This is a genomic window from Paenibacillus sp. WLX1005 (assembly GCF_046603685.1).
Lineage (GTDB): Bacteria > Bacillota > Bacilli > Paenibacillales > Paenibacillaceae > Saccharibacillus.
Genome location: NZ_CP176756.1, coordinates 110,636 through 127,500, shown reverse-complemented (window position 1 = coordinate 127,500; position 16,865 = coordinate 110,636). Strand labels below are relative to the sequence as shown.

Here is a 16,865-nt window from a genome sequence, read left to right as displayed (position 1 = left end):
TTGCATCGTTAACTGCTGCCATGATCAGATCTTGCAGCATTTCAACATCGTCTGGATCTACTGCTTCTGGTTTGATATTGATTGCCAGCACTTTTTTGTGACCGTTGACTTCAACAGATACAACACCGCCGCCAGATGTACCTTCAACGGTTTTGTCGCCCAGTTCTTCCTGTGCTTTCAGCATTTGTTCCTGCATTTTTTTTACCTGTTTCATCATCTGGTTCATGTTACCCATTACGATCATCTCCTCAATGTTATTTGGTTGTAGTGTATGATTATTCTTTGATTACCACAAGTTCTTCGCCAAACAGCTGGATTGCTTCATCGATCAGAGCGTCACCCTGTTCTTCTTCATGTTCCAGCTTCAATTCTTCGCCAGGCTGCTCGCTTGTTCCTTCAATCGCGTCCATCCAATCTTTTTGCATCATCGTAATGAGACGGTACGAACCTCCCAATACTTCCTGCAATACGGATTCGATTACTTCGCGGTTTGCCGCTTTTTCGATCGTCTCGCGGTGCATATCATGCTTGAAGGCAACCAGAATGGCATCTTCATGAATGGATACTGGCTCACAGTTAACAAACCAGGCGTGAATGGTTACTTTCACTTCTTTTACGCGCTGTAGTACTTTGCTCCATGAGCCAGAGACTTTGGTAAAGTTCTCATGGCTGCGGTTCGCCACATAATGATTCATTTGCGACGGAATTTTGGCAGCGGAAGAAATACGGGGCGTTGGGGCGCGGCGTCCAGCATTGGCTGCTGCACCTCCACCAGCATCTCCACTACCAATACCAGCTTTGATCGCCTTTTCCAATTTCTGTTCCAGTGCAGCCAGTTGTTGTTTGAGCTGTCGGATCTCGCCAGCGTCTGCTGGAGAGGTGGAAGCAGGCGAAGAGGATGTCCCAACTGCTGCCACACTACTGGAATCAGCAATGCCGCTCAATTTGAGCAGTGCTACTTCGAACAGCATTTGTGGCTGGGTTGCATACTTCATCTCGGTCTGATAGTGGTTCAGCGTATCAATGATTGCAAACAATTGCTCCCGACTGAATGCCGATGCCGTTTCGCGGAAGTTATCCGGATTCAACATACGTTCCGTCAAATCAGCCGCTTGCGGAATCATCTTGATCATAAGCACATCACGGAAATAGTAAAGTAGATTCTCCATACACTTGTCAGCGCTTTTGCCTGCTTGCATAAAAGACTCCACAATCTGCAATACTTGTCCAACATCCCCTTGCTGCAAAGCAGTAGCTAGTTCAGCAAACTGCTCAGAAGCGATACCTCCGGTCATTTGTAGTACCTGAGGATAGGTGATCTTGCCTTCTGTGTAAGCAGATACCTGATCCAGTATGCTCAATGCGTCACGCATCCCACCATCGGACAATCGAGCGATATATTCGAGCGCATCCTGATCCGCTTCCAAACCTTCCTGACCTGCAATGAGTTGCAGTCGCTGCGTCTGTTCTTGAAGCGATACACGCCGAAAATCAAAACGCTGACAGCGTGAAATGATCGTTGCCGGTAAGCGATGCGGCTCGGTTGTTGCCAGTATAAAGACCACATGCCCCGGCGGCTCTTCCAGCGTTTTCAGCAGCGCATTGAACGCTTCCGTCGTGAGCATGTGGACTTCGTCAATAATGTATACTTTACGCCGTACTTCAGTAGGCGCATATTTTACCTTTTCCCGCAAATCACGGATCTCTTCTACGCCTCGGTTGGATGCAGCGTCGATCTCCAACACGTCCATAATATTGCCCGACGTGATCCGTTTGCAAGTTTCACACTCATTACAAGGTTCAACAGAAGGGCCTTTTTCACAGTTGATCGCCTTTGCCAGTATTTTGGCAGCTGACGTTTTCCCTGTTCCTCTTGGTCCATTAAACAGGTACGCATGTGATATACGCTCTTCCCGAATGGCATTTTGCAGTGTCTGAATGATATGCTGCTGTCCTACCATGTCCTGAAACGACTGCGGCCGCCAAGCACGATAAAGTGCGATATGTTCCACTTGCTTACCTTCCTTTCGCTATGGATTGCTTTATTCCGGCTGGATTATTACCGGATTCATGTTGTCTGAAAATATAGGTCAAAAGCAAATATCCTACCTTCAATTATACTATAAATCCACCATCAACAAAACCAGCAACGACTTATTTTACATACAAAAAACACCTGTTGCTACATGCAAAAGGTGTTTTGAATAAGCTGTATTATATACCGTGCACCTGTCTTCGATAATTGCGATCCAAACGGTTCTTCTGAGCAACAGCTCGGGATAGGCGCTCCCTCGGCACAAGAACGAAACTGCTTATGGCTGCTTCCTTCCGGACCTGACCAGATTCACAGGTGTCCCTTGCGAAGGACCCATCCGTCAACACTGCGCTCAGATACCTGCCTCACATCGACAATACCTATGACAGGAATTCAATCTCGCTATAGCGGATTGCGAGTTACAGGGCACCGCTACCTCCCCATCTAGCACGGCATTACATTATTATACTTTACGCAACTTCACTTTGCAACCGGTATCTGAATCGTACAGCTGTGATTGGAAAATCAGTTGGTGGTAGCCGATGTTGCTGTGGAGCGAGTCGTACGGCGACCGTTGTTATTGGAGCTACTACTGGAACCGGTAGATGATTTTTTGTTAGAGTTGTTGCCTGATCCATTGCTGCGGTTATCTTCTGTCGTATCGAAGGAGGCGAGGAATTCCTCGTTTGTTTTGGAATTGCGCAGCTTTTTGAGGAAGCCTTCAACAAAGTCAGGCGTTTCGTTCATATTTTTGCGAATATGCCAGATGGTATCCAGCTCTTCTTTTGCTAGCAAATCTTCTTCGCGACGTGTACCGGAGCGGCGAATATCGATTGCCGGGAAAATACGACGCTCGGACAATTTGCGATCCAGATGCAGTTCCATATTACCTGTTCCTTTGAACTCTTCATAAATGATATCGTCCATCCGTGAACCAGTATCGATCAATGCAGTCGCCAGAATAGTCAGGCTTCCGCCCTCTTCTACATTACGTGCCGAGCCGAAAAAGCGCTTCGGACGATGGAACGCTGCGGGATCAATACCACCGCTGAGTGTGCGCCCAGATGGCGGGATTACGAGATTATACGCGCGCGCAAGACGGGTGATGCTATCCAGCAGGATAACGACGTCTTTTTTGTGCTCAACTAGACGTAGTGCACGTTCCAGTACAAGTTCCGCTACTTTGATATGATTTTCCGGCAATTCGTCGAATGTGGAAGCAATCACTTCGCCTTTGACGGAGCGCTGCATATCGGTTACTTCTTCCGGGCGTTCGTCGATCAACAGCACAAACAGGTCAATTTCCGGGTTGTTTGTCGAAATGCTGTTAGCAATTTCTTTGAGTAACAGGGTTTTACCTGCTTTGGGAGGTGCTACGATCAGACCGCGCTGTCCCAATCCGACAGGAGCCAATACATCCATAATCCGGGTAGATAGTTTGTTGGGAGCTGTTTCCAGTACGAGTTTCTTTTGTGGATAGAGGGGTGTAAGAGCTGGGAAGTGCAGTCGTTCTGCCGCCTGTTCCGGGCTAGTGCCGTTCACTGCATTGACCTGAAGCAAACCGAAGTAACGTTCGTTCTCTTTGGGTGCTCTGCATTTGCCGGATACAAGATCGCCGGTACGCAGATCGAATTTGCGAATCTGGGATGCGGAAATGTAAATATCTTCAGCGCTAGGCAGGTAGTTGATCGGGCGAAGGAAGCCGTAGCCTTCTGGTAAAATCTCCAGTACGCCGTGCATAAACATCAGTCCGCTTTTCTCTGCTTGTGCACGCAAAATAGCAAAAATAAGCTCTTTTTTCTTGAGCTGTCCATAATAAGGAATCTGGTATTGTTTCGCTAACTTGTATAGATCCGTTAGCTTCATTTCTTCCAGATCAGCAATTTGTAAATCCATAAAATAACCACCTATTCAATTTTAGTCGGTATATTAAAAGAACATAGAGAAGATATAGGGAATGTTCAGAAGGTTGAATCAAAGGGAGTGGACAGATTTCAAATCCATTCATTTAGGATAGCATTACCCGTTGTGGGGAGGAGATATTCAAGAGGTATGTATTCCAGAAAATACAAAAGAGCTCTCCTCCCGGGTAAGAGGGACATTCATTGTTGCGGGTTGCATATCAAATTTACAGCATCTCTCTCCATACGTTCGCGCCCAAATGACGCAGGTTGTCTACCAGATGGTCATATCCGCGGTCAATAAACTCGACGCCTGATACTTCGGTAACACCTTCCGGTACGGTCAAACCAGCAATGACGAGTGCAGCGCCGGCGCGCAGATCCATCGCTTTTACTTTGGCAGCGTTTAGTTCTCCACCTTCGATAATAGCGGAACGACCTTCCACTTTAATCTTAGCGCCCATACGTACGAGTTCGGGTACATGCTTGAATCGGCTGCTGTACACAAAGTCGCTTAATACGCTGACACCCTGTGCTTGCGTGAGCAAACTGGTCATTGGTGATTGCAGATCCGTTGCAAAGCCTGGATAGGTGAGTGCTTTGACATCTACATGTGTATACGAAGACTTGCCGAGGACACGAATGCCTTCGTCTAGTTCATCTACATGTACACCCATCTCCAGCAACTTGGCAGTAACCGCCTCCAGATGCTTCGGAATTACATTATCAATAATCACATCACCGCGTGTTGCTGCTGCGGCAATCATATACGTACCTGCCTGAATACGGTCAGGAATAATGGAATGTTTGCAGCCATGCATCTCGGAAACGCCCTCAATACGGATCGTCTCTGTACCAGCACCTTTGATGACGGCGCCCATGGCATTCAGTAATGTTGCTACATCTATAATCTCAGGCTCTTTAGCCGCGTTTTCGATAATCGTATGGCCTTTGGCTCTTGCAGCCGCCAGCATAATGTTGATGGTCGCACCGACACTGGCTACGTCCAGATAGATTTTGGCACCGCGCAATTCTTTGGCATACAGATGAATAGCGCCGTGTTCGTTCGTTACAGTAGCGCCAAGCGCTTCAAAGCCTTTGATATGTTGATCAATCGGCCGGGGCTCAAAGTTACAACCGCCCGGCAAGCCAATCGTGGCTTCTCCAAAACGTCCAAGTAATGCACCCATCATATAGTAGGATGCTCTTAATTTTTTGACAGGTCCGTTAGGCATCGGAATAGATCTGACGCTGCTTGGATCAATGCGCATTTCGTTATCCGCTTCATTCCATTTTACCTGTGCACCGAGATTTTCCAGAATCTCTGCATAAACTGCTACATCACTCAGAAGCGGCAGGTTATCGAGCACAACTTCGGATTCGGCGAGCAATGCCGCAGGAATAAGCGCAATGGCACTGTTTTTTGCACCACTGATGGTGATAGTTCCCTGCAACGGACTTCCGCCGCTGATCATCAATTTTTCCATAAAGCTTAGTATCCCCCTACGTGTTTTGCAGCCGATAAAACGACGGTTGTGTTTGCATGTTACGGTGAAATTAGCGGTTAAAATGGAAAGACACCGTCAGCGCGGTGTACTTCCCAAATTCAACCTATTCAATTAAACGCATATTGTATATAAAAGTTACGATGATTACGGTAAATGCTGCTGTTTTAACTTCTGCATACTGTAATATACACTATGCCTAACCAAAAAGCGAATTATGCTTTGTTGCTTGTACCGAACTCGCGAATTTTGCCGATAACGGTTTGTTTGATCGCTTCACGACCTGGAGCGATGAATGTACGTGGATCGTAAGCATCCGGTTTTTCAGCCAGTACTTCACGAACTTTTTTCGCGAAAGAGATCTGGTTTTCAGTGTTTACGTTGATTTTGGATGTACCCAGAGAAATGGCTTTGTCGATATCGTGTTTCGGAATACCAGTACCACCGTGCAGTACGAGTGGCAGGCTAACTGCGTCACGAATTTCTTCCATTTCTTTGAAGCCCAAGTTAGGCTCGCCATGGTAAGGACCGTGTACGGAACCAAGTGCTGGTGCCAGTGTGTCGATACCTGTTTCTTTGACGATGCGTACACATTCTTGCAGGTCAGCGTACATAATGCCGCCGATCACGTCGTCTTCTTGACCACCAACTGTACCTACTTCAGCCTCTACGGAAACGCCTTTAGCGTGTGCGTATTCAACGACTTTTTTGGTCATTTCGATGTTCTCGTCGATCGGATGGTGGGAACCGTCTATCATAACGGAAGTGAAGCCTGCATCAATTGCTTCTTTACATTTGTCAAAGCTAGAACCGTGGTCCAAATGAATAGCAACAGGTACAGTGATTTTCAGGTCATGCAACAAACCTTCTACCATTTTGACAACAGTAGTGAATCCGCCCATGTGACGTGCTGCGCCTTCAGACACACCGAGAATAACTGGGGATTTTTCTTCTTCCGCTGCCGCCAGAATCGCTTGTGTCCACTCCAGGTTGTTAATGTTGTATTGACCAACAGCATACTTTCCTTCAAGTGCTTTGTTCAACATGTCTGTCATAGATACTAATGGCATAATGACATCCTCCTCAAAAGTGTTGGGTATGTCCCATAATGTGTAAGCCGCTACTGCATACGTGCTTATTATAACACAACCCACTTCAAATACTAAACAAACAATTTGCACAGATCTATGGCGATTTTCATGGAAATAACAACGATTTGCATAACAAAGCAGACGGCAAAATGCCGCCCGTTCTTTCCTTATTGATCTACGCTGCTACCGCGCAAACAGCGATCAACAGCTTGACGCATTTCATCGATATCAAATGGCTTGGTGAAATGGCTCAATGCACCAAGCTCTTTGGCTTTCTGGATAATATCCAGTTCTCCGTAGGCGGTCATCATAATCACATAAATATGTGGATGAGTCGCCTTAATATGACGCAAAATCTCCAATCCATCCATGCCGGGAATCTTCATATCCAGCAGTACGAGATCGGGGGAATCTTGCTCTACGACTTCCAGCGCCGCTTTGCCATTGGCTGCCTGGAACATCTCGTATCCTTCATTACCGAACAACTCCATCAGCAAAATCCGAATACCAGTCTGATCATCCACAATCAATATCTTCTTCTGTTCCATCTGTCACCTTTCCCTTCTTCTATGCTGACGTATTCCGATTTGCATAACTGCTGCTATTCAGAACGATGACGAACTACAGGTGGTTATCCGGTGCCCAAAACGAAACGTAATAAACTTACATTATCCGTTAGAAGTCACCAGACATTGCTTACAATAACATAATCTATAGGATTCGCTGTTTATCGTATAAATCCTGCATCTTGTCGAAAAATCCGATCATTTCGTTGCCAGTGATGGAGTAGACGAAAAACAGGTGAAACATTAGGTATCACAAGGCAGATTGTGTATATTCGACAATCGATGTCTGATGTGTTTCTACATCTATAGCATACAATGATTTATGTACCAATGATACGGTATTCATGATGAATACTACACGGTCTTTATATGCAAAAAACCATCCATTTCCTACTACAGGAAACGGATGGTTGCGCAAAATGCAATTTAAACGTATAATCGTAAACCCGACGCTGTTATCCTTGGTGAGCGATAGAAGCCTTCACAAACTCACGGAACAGCGGTTGTGGACGGTTCGGACGAGAAATGAATTCCGGATGAAATTGTACTGCCAAGAACCATGGATGATCAGGGACTTCCACGATCTCCACCAGTCTGCCATCAGGAGAGGTACCGGAGATTTTCATGCCGGCTTTCTCAATTTGCTCGCGGTACTGGTTGTTGAACTCATACCGATGACGGTGACGCTCGTATACCAGCTCTTCACCATAGCATTCCATTGCCAGGGAACCTGGTTGCAGTTTGCACGGATACAGTCCCAGACGCATCGTACCGCCCAGATCTTCGATATCTTTCTGCTCTGGCAGCAGGTCGATGACTGGATACGGTGTAGCCGGGTTAATCTCAGAGCTGTTCGCACCGTCCAAGCTTGCAAGTGCACGCGCATATTCAATCACGGCTACTTGCATACCAAGGCAAATACCGAAGTAAGGAACATTGTGCTCACGCGCATAACGGATGGCACTGATTTTGCCTTCGATACCGCGATCGCCAAAGCCACCCGGAACGAGGATACCGCCGAGACCACTCAGCTTGTCAGCTACGTTCTCGTCTGTTAATTCTTCTGCATCTACCCAGCGCAGTTTCACATCAGCGTTAGCGTGGTAACCGGCATGGGACAATGATTCAACGACACTCAAGTAAGCATCATGCAAGGCTACATATTTACCAACAATTGCGATTTCAACTGTTTTCTCCAGATTTTGAATGCGACCGAGCAATTGCTCCCACTCGCTCATATCTGGCGCAGGGCTGTCCAGCTTGAGATGCTTCACAACGATTTCGTCCAAACCTTCGTCACGCAGGTTCAGCGGAACTTCGTACAAGGAAGACGCATCGCGGCATTCCACAACAGCATTGGCATCAATATCGCAGAACATAGCGATTTTGGATTTCATATCTTCCGACAGTTCGTATTCGGTGCGGCACACGATTACGTTTGGCTGAATACCGATACTGCGCAATTCTTTTACACTATGTTGTGTCGGTTTTGTTTTTACTTCACCGGCAGCTTTGATGTAAGGAATCAGGGTAACGTGGATGTACATGACGTTATCGCGACCGACATCGTTTTTGATCTGACGAATTGCTTCCAGGAATGGCAGACTCTCGATATCGCCTACTGTACCACCGATCTCAGTAATAACGACATCGGAGTTGGATTCGCGACCTGCGCGGAACACGCGTTCTTTGATCTCATTCGTAATATGCGGGATTACCTGTACCGTACCGCCCAGATATTCACCACGACGCTCTTTGCTAATTACGGAGGAGTACACTTTACCTGTTGTTACATTGCTGTTCTTGGACAGGTTGATATCGATGAAACGCTCATAGTGACCCAGATCGAGATCCGTCTCGGCACCATCGTCGGTTACGAATACTTCACCGTGCTGGTATGGACTCATCGTTCCCGGGTCCACGTTGATGTAAGGATCGAACTTCTGGATCGTTACTTTCAAACCTCTGTTTTTGAGCAGTCTGCCCAGCGATGCAGCCGTGATCCCTTTACCGAGGGACGATACGACGCCACCTGTTACGAAAATATACTTTGTCACAATATTACCTCCTAGTTATGATCCAGACATGCAAACACCGCACGATGTATAAACAGCAACTTGCAAGCACAGCAATCATCAGGACAGCCTCTCGAAAAGATGACCGGATGCGCCGTTTTTGCAAGCTGTTTATACAAAATGCACAGGGGAAATCACTCATAAAAAACAAAAAAAGTGACACCCGTAGCGACGGGGCACTTTTATTAATTCAGCTGAGAAACGCTGGATATATGTGTGTTTATAGGTTTAATTCATAAGCCCATGCAATAGTTTACTCTGTCTCTATATTGCGTGTCAAGACATATCGAAGAAAGATTGTCGCGGTGTCATTTGAAACCGTTATCAGCGAATTTGCTGCTGTAGCTATTTTGCAAAACAGCACAAACGATACATCATACCTGCATACTAAACTGCATACCCAAAGAAAAAGCCTGTCCGGATCACCGGGCAGGCTTTTGGAATATTAACGCTCGTCTTCTTCTTCCTCAGCGTCATTATATTCCTCTTCTTCTTCGTCTTCTTCCTCATCGTCGTCTTCATCTTCGATGACCAGATCTTCGTTATCTTCGTCATCATCAGAATAGATATCGTCGTCATCATCGTTTTCGTCCACGTCGTCGTAGTTATCTTCTTCGACTTCATCGTCTTCGTCCGCGTTGTCGGCGCTATCGTCATTGTTAAACTCATCGTCTTCGATATCATCATCGTCATTATCGTCATTGATGATGCGTGGACGCTTCGCGTTCGCGATTGGATCTTCTGCACGTTCCAGTGGATACCAGCGTTTCAGACCCCACAAGTTCGTACCGACGCATGCAAAACGACCGTCGATATTCAGCTCGGTGTAAAGTTGAGCGATGTATTCCGTAATCTGCTCTTCGGTATAACCGCGCAGTTCTGCTACTTCCTTCATCAGGTCGCGGTAGTACAACGGAGTATTCATTTTTTTCAGAACGGCAAAGGCCAGATCCACCATTGGAATCTCATGCACTTTGTCCGGGTTGATCTTCAGTTCTTGCGGTGTGCTCACTTACGGACACTTCCTCTCAGATCCAGTTTCAGGCTGTGTATTTCACTCCGGGATGATCCTGCATCATGTCCACGGAGACAGGCGTTGTCAGACTATACGATACATTATACAAAATGCTGAGATAAGTTAAACCCATTTGCCTATAAAAATCAAGTTTTTTACAAAAAACAGGGCATTAGGGACATGAAATCGCCGCAGAACGCCAATAATCGGCATTCTACGACGATTAGAATCTCATTACATCCGATCTGGTGCGGACACACCAACTAGACGAAGTACGTTGACGATAACGGTACGAACACTGCCCAGCAGTGCCAGACGCGCCAGCGTTTTCGGTTGATCTTCGGTCAGGGTGCGTTCGGCTTTGTAGTAACTGTGCATCAGCGATGCCAGCTCGTACACATAACGGATCAGACGATGCGGTGCAAAGTTCTCGGCAGCAATCGCGATCTCATTCGGCAGCTCGCCCAGCTTTTGCAGCAGGTCATATTCGTGCTCGGTCGTCAATTGACTGAAGTCGATTTGCGACAGCTCTGGCAATACGATTCCTTGCTCCTCGGCTTGACGGAAAATACTGCAAATTCGCGCGTGCGCGTACTGTACATAGAAGACTGGATTTTCGTTGGACGTAGACACTGCCAGATCCATATCAAAGTCCAGATGCGAATCGATACTGCGCATGGCGAAGAAATAACGAACCGCATCAACGCCTACTTCACTCATCAGATCTTCCATCGTTACCGCTTTACCGGTACGCTTGGACATTTTGACTTTTTCGCCATTTTGGAACAGGCTGACCATCTGTGCAATGAGTACAGTCAGTTTTTCCGGGTCATTGCCCAGTGCCTGCATGGCTGCTTTCATCCGTGGAATATAGCCGTGGTGATCGGCGCCCCAGATGTTGATCATACGGTCGTAGCCGCGGTTGTATTTATCTTTGTGATACGCGATATCCGGAGTCAGGTACGTGTAAGTGCCGTCATTTTTGATCAGGACACGGTTCTTATCATCGCCGTAGTCCATTGTACGAAGCCAAGTCGCGCCTTCCTCTTCAAAAATCTGACCGCGCTCGCGCAGTTCATCCAGCGCATCCAGTACACGTCCGGTCTCGTACAAGGAAGTCTCGCTATACCAGATATCAAACCCAACACGGAACGCTTGCAGATCACGTTTGATTTTGTCCAGTTCTTTGCTCAGACCGTACTCACGGAAAAAGTCAGAACGTTCGCTGGAGGACAGGGACAGCAGGCTGTCACCTTTCTCAGCAACGAGTTCACGCGCGAAGCCTTTGATATCTTCGCCATGATAGCCATCTTCTGGCATCGGCACATCTTGACCCAGCTCTTGCAAATAACGCGCTTCGATCGACAAGCTCAGATTGGATACCTGATTGCCGGCGTCGTTAATGTAGTATTCGCGAGTCATATCATAACCAGCGAAGTCGAGCAGATTGCACAGCGAGTCGCCAAATGCAGCGCCGCGGGCATGACCAAGATGCAAACTGCCAGTCGGGTTCGCACTGACGAATTCGACTTCGATGCGTTTGCCTTTGCCCAGTTCGATGCGACCGTAGTTGTCGCCCAGTGTGTGGACAGCTTCGATCACCGGGTACAGATAGCTTTTGTTCAGTGTAAAGTTAATAAATCCGGGACCAGCGATCTCGGCGTGTTCAATGCCGCCTTTGCTCAAATCCAGATTCTCGATAATACTTTCAGCGATTTGACGCGGGTTCTTCTTCGCGATACGCGTCAGCTGCATGGCGATGTTAGTCGCCAGATCGCCGTGATTTTTGTCTTTTGGCACTTCAAGCGTAACCTCGGGCAGGTCTTCAGCGTTAACGATACCTGCGGATAGCACGGCAGCGTGTACGGCCTCTCTGACCAGATTACGGCTTTGTTCCAATGGATTAGCTGTCATTGTTTAACGTTCCTCCTGTATAGGGCACTACCAGATCATGCGATCGGACTTGCCTTGGGTCTGCCTCACGGCAGGTTGTGCATGTATGATTGAGGGTCATGTACCGGGATAGCTATAGCAACTCGATGTGTAAGTTGACTTTGAAACTGCCGCTTAGCTGATCGTATGCGTATAGATCGTATTCCCAAGCAATGCTGCCCATCGTTCCGTCCAATTCATTGTGAATGGTTCGGGTATCCGTTTCCAATGCAAAACGGGTAAAAGGCGATCGATAAAATCCGGACAGTTGCTCTCCCGAACGGAAAGTCTGCTCGGCTTCGACACCGCCATGACGCATAATCTTGATTTCGTCGCTGCTAATTTTCACTGTGGTACGGATTTCCGGCTGAGGTGGCTGCGGCGGTTCGGTGTAACGAACATACAGGCTACTGCCCTTCATGAACACCTGACCGATCATTTCGGTTGTGCTGCTTGTGCCGTCCTGCTCACTCCGCAGCGTAAGTCGCACCTGATTGGCTTCCGTCATACATCCAGCTCCATTTCGGACATTTCTCTGACTTGGCTTGTTGAATATAGAACATATTCATAGCAAATTCAATAAGCGCACTCCTTTTTATTGTACCATTTTATGAACAGGAAAGCCGCATTTTCGTTGAAAAAGTTGCGGGTTCCCTATGGAAGTGATGAGGATGTCATAAAAGGCAAAAGCCAGCAGGCATGTGCATCGCACGGATGGCTACTGGCTAAGAGCTTGCTGTCTGTTAATTACAAGCAGGATATAGGCTGTTGATCATCAACAGGTCATTCTATGATGAGGAAGATAGCGTTTGTTTTGGAGAAGTTTGGAGACAAGTGGTTCAGCTTATTTGCACAGGTCTTCGACAAATTTGGGTAGTACGAATGCAGCCTTGTGCAGACGCGGGGTATAATATTTATTACTATCCAGCTCGGGAATGGAGGATTCGTCCACTTCCAGCGGATCATACTTTTTGCTACCCATGGTGAACGTCCACAACCCGCTCGGATACGTCGGGATGTTGGCACCGTAGACACGCACGATCGGGAAGATTTCTTTGACATCACGGTTCACCTGCTGAATCAGATCGGCTTTGAACCACGGGTTATCCGTCTGGGCGACGAAAATGCCGTCCTCGCGCAGCGTTTCATAGATCCCCTGATAAAAGCCTTTTTCAAACAAGGGCGCGGCTGGACCAACCGGTTCGGTCGAATCGACCATGATGACGTCGTAGGCGTTTTTATTTTCAATAATATGCATATAGCCGTCGGCAATGTGTACTTCGACGCGCGGGTTATCCAGTTCGCCAGCAATCTCAGGCAGGTACTTTTTGGAGTATTCGATTACTTTGCCGTCGATCTCGACCAGTACTGCTTTCTCCACTTCTGGATGCTTGAGTACTTCGCGGATCACGCCGCCGTCACCGCCGCCGACAACAAGTACATGTCTTGGATTGAGATGGGTGTTGAGGGCTGGATGGGCGACCATTTCATGATAAACAAACTCGTCCTTCACTGTCGTCATGACCATGCCGTCCAGTACGAGCATGCGACCGAATTGTTCGGTATCGATCATCGCCAGATCCTGAAAGTCGGTTTGCTCAGTGACTAGCGTTTCGCGGATTTTGGCGGTAATGCCGAATACGGGCGTCTGTTTTTCCGTGTACCACAGTTCCATAGAAAGTCCCTCTTTTCATTTGTGTATAGTTGTATTCAAAAGTTAAATTACGTTAATAACTACACTGCGTTCCTTTCGCATTATACGACATCCGTACACCCACTGCAAAAGAGATACTGACCGTGATACCAGCTGTTCCCTGAGCGGCATTCACACCATCTGGTTAACTATCCATGTATGAGCCATTCAGAAGATATCTACATCCACCATACAAAGGAGCCTGACATGAATATTCAGCAAATCGTTCAATTACCCGCGTTGGAAGCAGCCCCCCGATTGTTGGGGCAGATTATTAGCCGCATTACGCCCGCCGGGGAGATCCGCTGCCGAATTGTAGAAACCGAGAGCTACGGCGGCGCTGAGGACAAAGGCAGCCATGCTTACGGCAATCGACGCACCAATCGTACAGAGATGATGTTTCGGCAGGGTGGCACCTGTTACATTTATCTGATCTATGGCATGTATCATTGTCTGAATGTCGTGACTGGACCAGAGGATGATCCACAGGCAGTGCTGATCCGCGCGGTTGAGCCGTTGACAAGTCGAGACGAGCAATTGATGCTGCTACTCCGCCAGATCCCGTCCGGCAAGCTCAAGACGCTCTGTAACGGTCCGGGCAAGCTGTGCCGCGCTCTAGATATCGACAAATCGCTAAATGGCATCCATCTGCTCGCCAGCGGTGCTCAGTTGCGATTGGAGCAGGCAGATGAGCAGGAGTTGGAGCAATTGGTTATCGAATGCGGACCACGCATCAATATCGACTACGCCGAAGAATATGCGGCGCATCCGTGGCGCTTTTACATTAAGGATCATACGTATCTGTCGGTGAAAAATAAAATGCCGCAAGCATTCACTCTGCCGCATAACTCAATCGATGCTGACATATAAAAACCGCTGTACAAAGTGAATTCACTCTGCCAGCGGCATGTTGAGTACGCGTTCTTTTAACCATTCGTTCATCTGTGTGACCGTCATCGGTCTGCCAAAATAAAATCCCTGCATAAGATAACAACCTCTGGATTGCAAAAAGGCAAGTTGCTCGGCGGTTTCCACGCCTTCCGCCACTAGCTCCAATTCCAGATTGCGCGCGATAGCGATGATCGTACTGACAATCGCTTGCTTGGACGTCTGGTCACTTTTGCGGACAAAGATCTGATCCATTTTAATAATATCGACTGGCATCTCATCCAATCGACCAAGTGACGAGTAACCGGTGCCAAAATCGTCCAAGGATACTCGTATGCCTAGCGATTGAATATGCTTGAGCTGCTCTACCGTACCTTCCATGCTGTTCATCGCAATCGATTCGGTGATCTCCAGTTCCAGATAATGCGGCGGCAAGCCGCTCTGCTGCACAATTCGTTCGACCCTGCCAGCAAATAGCGGATTCTCAAACATACGTGCTGACATATTCACCGAGATTGGTACGGCAACATTCATTTCCCGTTGCCAGCGCAGATTCTGCTCGCATACTTGCCCGATCATCCAATATGTCATCGGAATGATCAGCCCGGTCTCTTCGGCGATGGGAATAAACTCGCCCGGCGATACTAGTCCCAGCTCATGATGTTGCCAGCGCAATAATGCTTCCATACCAACCAGTTGGTCGTGCTGGGAATCCCATTTGGGCTGATACACGATAAATAGCTGATTGTTATCCTGCGCCTGACGCAGATCATTTTCCAAGCCCATGCGGCGAATTTGCCGCTTGTTCATATCTTCATTAAAGATGCTGTATCGGTTTTTACCGGAATTTTTGGATACATACATGGCGGTATCCGCGGCACGCATCAGCGATGTGCGATCATACCCGTGCTGCGGTGCCAGTGCTATGCCAATACTACCACCCGTGACAAACAATTGATTGCCTGATAAATGATACGGCTGCTTGATCGACTGCAAAATACGCTCTGCCAGCGCAATCGCCTGCGACGGACTCATACTGCTCGCCGCAATCAGAAATTCATCTCCGCCCAGACGGAATACCTGCTCGTTGCCAGCACTTTTCTCATTGAGAATACATTCACGCAATCGCCTTGCTACCTCAATCAGCAGCTCATCCCCTATATCGTGACCTAACGTGTCATTGATCGATTTGAAGCGATCCAGATCAAGAAATAGTACAGCACCTTCGGTATGATCATCGAATACTTTTTCAAAATAATTCTGCAAGCCGTGACGATTCGGAAGCGCAGTCAGCGGATCGCTATATGCCATTCGTTCCAGCAAATGCCGCTCCACAAACACCGCTGCCCACGATACGGACAAAATAGTGAATGTGACGATCGATACGCCTGTAATCAGCAGTACTTGACTGGCAGACAACGATGACATCATCGGCATTTCACTACCAAGATGCGGCATAGCATGAAAATTCGTCGCAGCCATACCCGCATAATGCATACCAGAAATGGCGAAGCCCATAATAACGGCGCTCATCAGCTTCCAATGACTATAATCCGGTTTATCGCGGAATTTGTGAAACAGAAATAACGCACCGTAGGAAGCTAGCAGCGCAATTAAGATCGATAGAATCACATAAGATGGCGTATAGCTGATCATCGCATCCATGCGCATCGCTTCCATACCGATATAATGCATGGCAACAATACCACTGCCCATAATGATACCGGCAATGAGCGGCTTCCATACTTTTTTTGCTGGATTGAGCTTGACGGTAAAAGCAACAAATGAAGCAACAATGCTCGCTAGTGCTGACAGCATGGTCAATATGATATCGTAGTTCACAGGCATATCAAAATGAAAAGCAAGCATTCCCACAAAGTGCATAGACCAGATCCCACTGCCCATCACAAAAGAGCTAAGGCACAGCCATACGACTTTGCTTCTTCCATGGGTATGGGATACTTTGCTTGCCAGATTCAGGGCAATATAGGAAGCGACGATGGAAATCAGGATGGATAGCCCGATAATCCAGCCGTTGTAATTAAGATGCATCTGTTCCATGGCATCCTCCTTGTATCAGACGTTCAAGTATATAGATGAAGTTATAGATTGCATTTCTTGCTAAGTCTCTAAATCATCGTCTCTCTATATTACAACGGTTTAT

General features: G+C 47.4%; 13 protein-coding genes and 1 other RNA gene (1 of these 14 cut by a window edge). 1 reads left to right on the top strand and 13 read right to left on the bottom strand.

The genetic code is table 11. The features are described 5' to 3' along the window. From ACE3MZ_RS00510 to speE, 12 genes are all read right to left on the bottom strand, one after another. On the bottom strand, positions 1 to 235 hold the 5' portion of the coding sequence (locus tag ACE3MZ_RS00510; protein WP_411344628.1) for a YbaB/EbfC family nucleoid-associated protein. The gene continues 77 nt to the left of window position 1, outside the view; the window shows 235 of its 312 coding nt (coding positions 1–235); it begins with the start codon at positions 233 to 235; the stop codon falls past the left edge of the window. Positions 236 to 275: 40 nt separating this feature from the next. Then, positions 276 to 2,012 carry a DNA polymerase III subunit gamma/tau gene (dnaX, locus tag ACE3MZ_RS00505; RefSeq protein ID WP_411344627.1) on the bottom strand — a complete coding sequence of 579 codons (1,737 nt, stop codon included), beginning with the start codon at positions 2,010 to 2,012 and terminating at the stop codon, positions 276 to 278. Positions 2,013 to 2,221: 209 nt separating this feature from the next. Beyond that, an RNA gene (ffs, locus tag ACE3MZ_RS00500) (signal recognition particle sRNA large type) lies at positions 2,222 to 2,488 on the bottom strand. Between the two features lie 72 nt (positions 2,489 to 2,560). Continuing rightward, positions 2,561 to 3,931, bottom strand: coding sequence for a transcription termination factor Rho (rho, locus tag ACE3MZ_RS00495; RefSeq protein WP_411344626.1), 1,371 nt, complete (start codon positions 3,929 to 3,931; stop codon positions 2,561 to 2,563). Positions 3,932 to 4,163: 232 nt separating this feature from the next. Further along, positions 4,164 to 5,423 carry a UDP-N-acetylglucosamine 1-carboxyvinyltransferase gene (locus ACE3MZ_RS00490; protein WP_411344625.1) on the bottom strand — a complete coding sequence of 420 codons (1,260 nt, stop codon included), beginning with the start codon at positions 5,421 to 5,423 and terminating at the stop codon, positions 4,164 to 4,166. 233 nt (positions 5,424 to 5,656) lie between these two features. Then, entirely contained in the window at positions 5,657 to 6,511 is an 855-nt protein-coding gene (gene fba / locus ACE3MZ_RS00485; protein ID WP_411344624.1) for a class II fructose-1,6-bisphosphate aldolase, read from the bottom strand. Positions 6,512 to 6,699: 188 nt separating this feature from the next. Beyond that, positions 6,700 to 7,080 (bottom strand): response regulator, encoded by a 381-nt coding sequence (locus ACE3MZ_RS00480; protein ID WP_411344623.1) that lies wholly within the window; start codon positions 7,078 to 7,080, stop codon positions 6,700 to 6,702. A 473-nt stretch (positions 7,081 to 7,553) separates the two neighbouring features. Then, positions 7,554 to 9,155, bottom strand: coding sequence for a CTP synthase (locus ACE3MZ_RS00475; RefSeq protein ID WP_411344622.1), 1,602 nt, complete (start codon positions 9,153 to 9,155; stop codon positions 7,554 to 7,556). Positions 9,156 to 9,618: 463 nt separating this feature from the next. Further along, on the bottom strand, positions 9,619 to 10,185 hold the full coding sequence (gene rpoE, locus ACE3MZ_RS00470; protein WP_411344621.1) for a DNA-directed RNA polymerase subunit delta: 567 nt from the start codon (positions 10,183 to 10,185) through the stop codon (positions 9,619 to 9,621). Between the two features lie 237 nt (positions 10,186 to 10,422). Further along, entirely contained in the window at positions 10,423 to 12,102 is a 1,680-nt protein-coding gene (gene argS / locus ACE3MZ_RS00465; protein ID WP_411344620.1) for an arginine--tRNA ligase, read from the bottom strand. A 112-nt stretch (positions 12,103 to 12,214) separates the two neighbouring features. Then, positions 12,215 to 12,628 (bottom strand): DUF1934 domain-containing protein, encoded by a 414-nt coding sequence (locus ACE3MZ_RS00460; RefSeq protein WP_411344619.1) that lies wholly within the window; start codon positions 12,626 to 12,628, stop codon positions 12,215 to 12,217. Positions 12,629 to 12,964: 336 nt separating this feature from the next. Further along, complete coding sequence (speE, locus tag ACE3MZ_RS00455; RefSeq protein ID WP_411344618.1) at positions 12,965 to 13,795, bottom strand: polyamine aminopropyltransferase; 831 nt, start codon at positions 13,793 to 13,795, stop codon at positions 12,965 to 12,967. Between the two features lie 225 nt (positions 13,796 to 14,020). Between speE and ACE3MZ_RS00450 the strand changes: the two genes are divergently transcribed. Next, the gene (locus ACE3MZ_RS00450; protein WP_411344617.1) at positions 14,021 to 14,683 is read left to right on the top strand and encodes a DNA-3-methyladenine glycosylase; all 663 of its coding nucleotides are present in this window, start codon (positions 14,021 to 14,023) and stop codon (positions 14,681 to 14,683) included. A 21-nt stretch (positions 14,684 to 14,704) separates the two neighbouring features. On the opposite strand, the gene ACE3MZ_RS00445 is transcribed toward ACE3MZ_RS00450, so the two are convergent. After that, positions 14,705 to 16,762, bottom strand: coding sequence for an EAL domain-containing protein (locus ACE3MZ_RS00445; RefSeq protein WP_411344616.1), 2,058 nt, complete (start codon positions 16,760 to 16,762; stop codon positions 14,705 to 14,707). Positions 16,763 to 16,865 lie beyond the last annotated feature (103 nt).

Coding starts and splice junctions, on each gene's coding strand:
- rho (WP_411344626.1), bottom strand. CDS start 3,931: ATGGATTTACAAATTGCTGATCTGGAAGAAATGAAGCTAACGGATCTA.
- ACE3MZ_RS00490 (WP_411344625.1), bottom strand. CDS start 5,423: ATGGAAAAATTGATGATCAGCGGCGGAAGTCCGTTGCAGGGAACTATC.
- fba (WP_411344624.1), bottom strand. CDS start 6,511: ATGCCATTAGTATCTATGACAGACATGTTGAACAAAGCACTTGAAGGA.
- ACE3MZ_RS00480 (WP_411344623.1), bottom strand. CDS start 7,080: ATGGAACAGAAGAAGATATTGATTGTGGATGATCAGACTGGTATTCGG.
- argS (WP_411344620.1), bottom strand. CDS start 12,102: ATGACAGCTAATCCATTGGAACAAAGCCGTAATCTGGTCAGAGAGGCC.
- ACE3MZ_RS00460 (WP_411344619.1), bottom strand. CDS start 12,628: ATGACGGAAGCCAATCAGGTGCGACTTACGCTGCGGAGTGAGCAGGAC.
- speE (WP_411344618.1), bottom strand. CDS start 13,795: ATGGAACTGTGGTACACGGAAAAACAGACGCCCGTATTCGGCATTACC.
- ACE3MZ_RS00450 (WP_411344617.1), top strand. CDS start 14,021: ATGAATATTCAGCAAATCGTTCAATTACCCGCGTTGGAAGCAGCCCCC.
- ACE3MZ_RS00445 (WP_411344616.1), bottom strand. CDS start 16,762: ATGGAACAGATGCATCTTAATTACAACGGCTGGATTATCGGGCTATCC.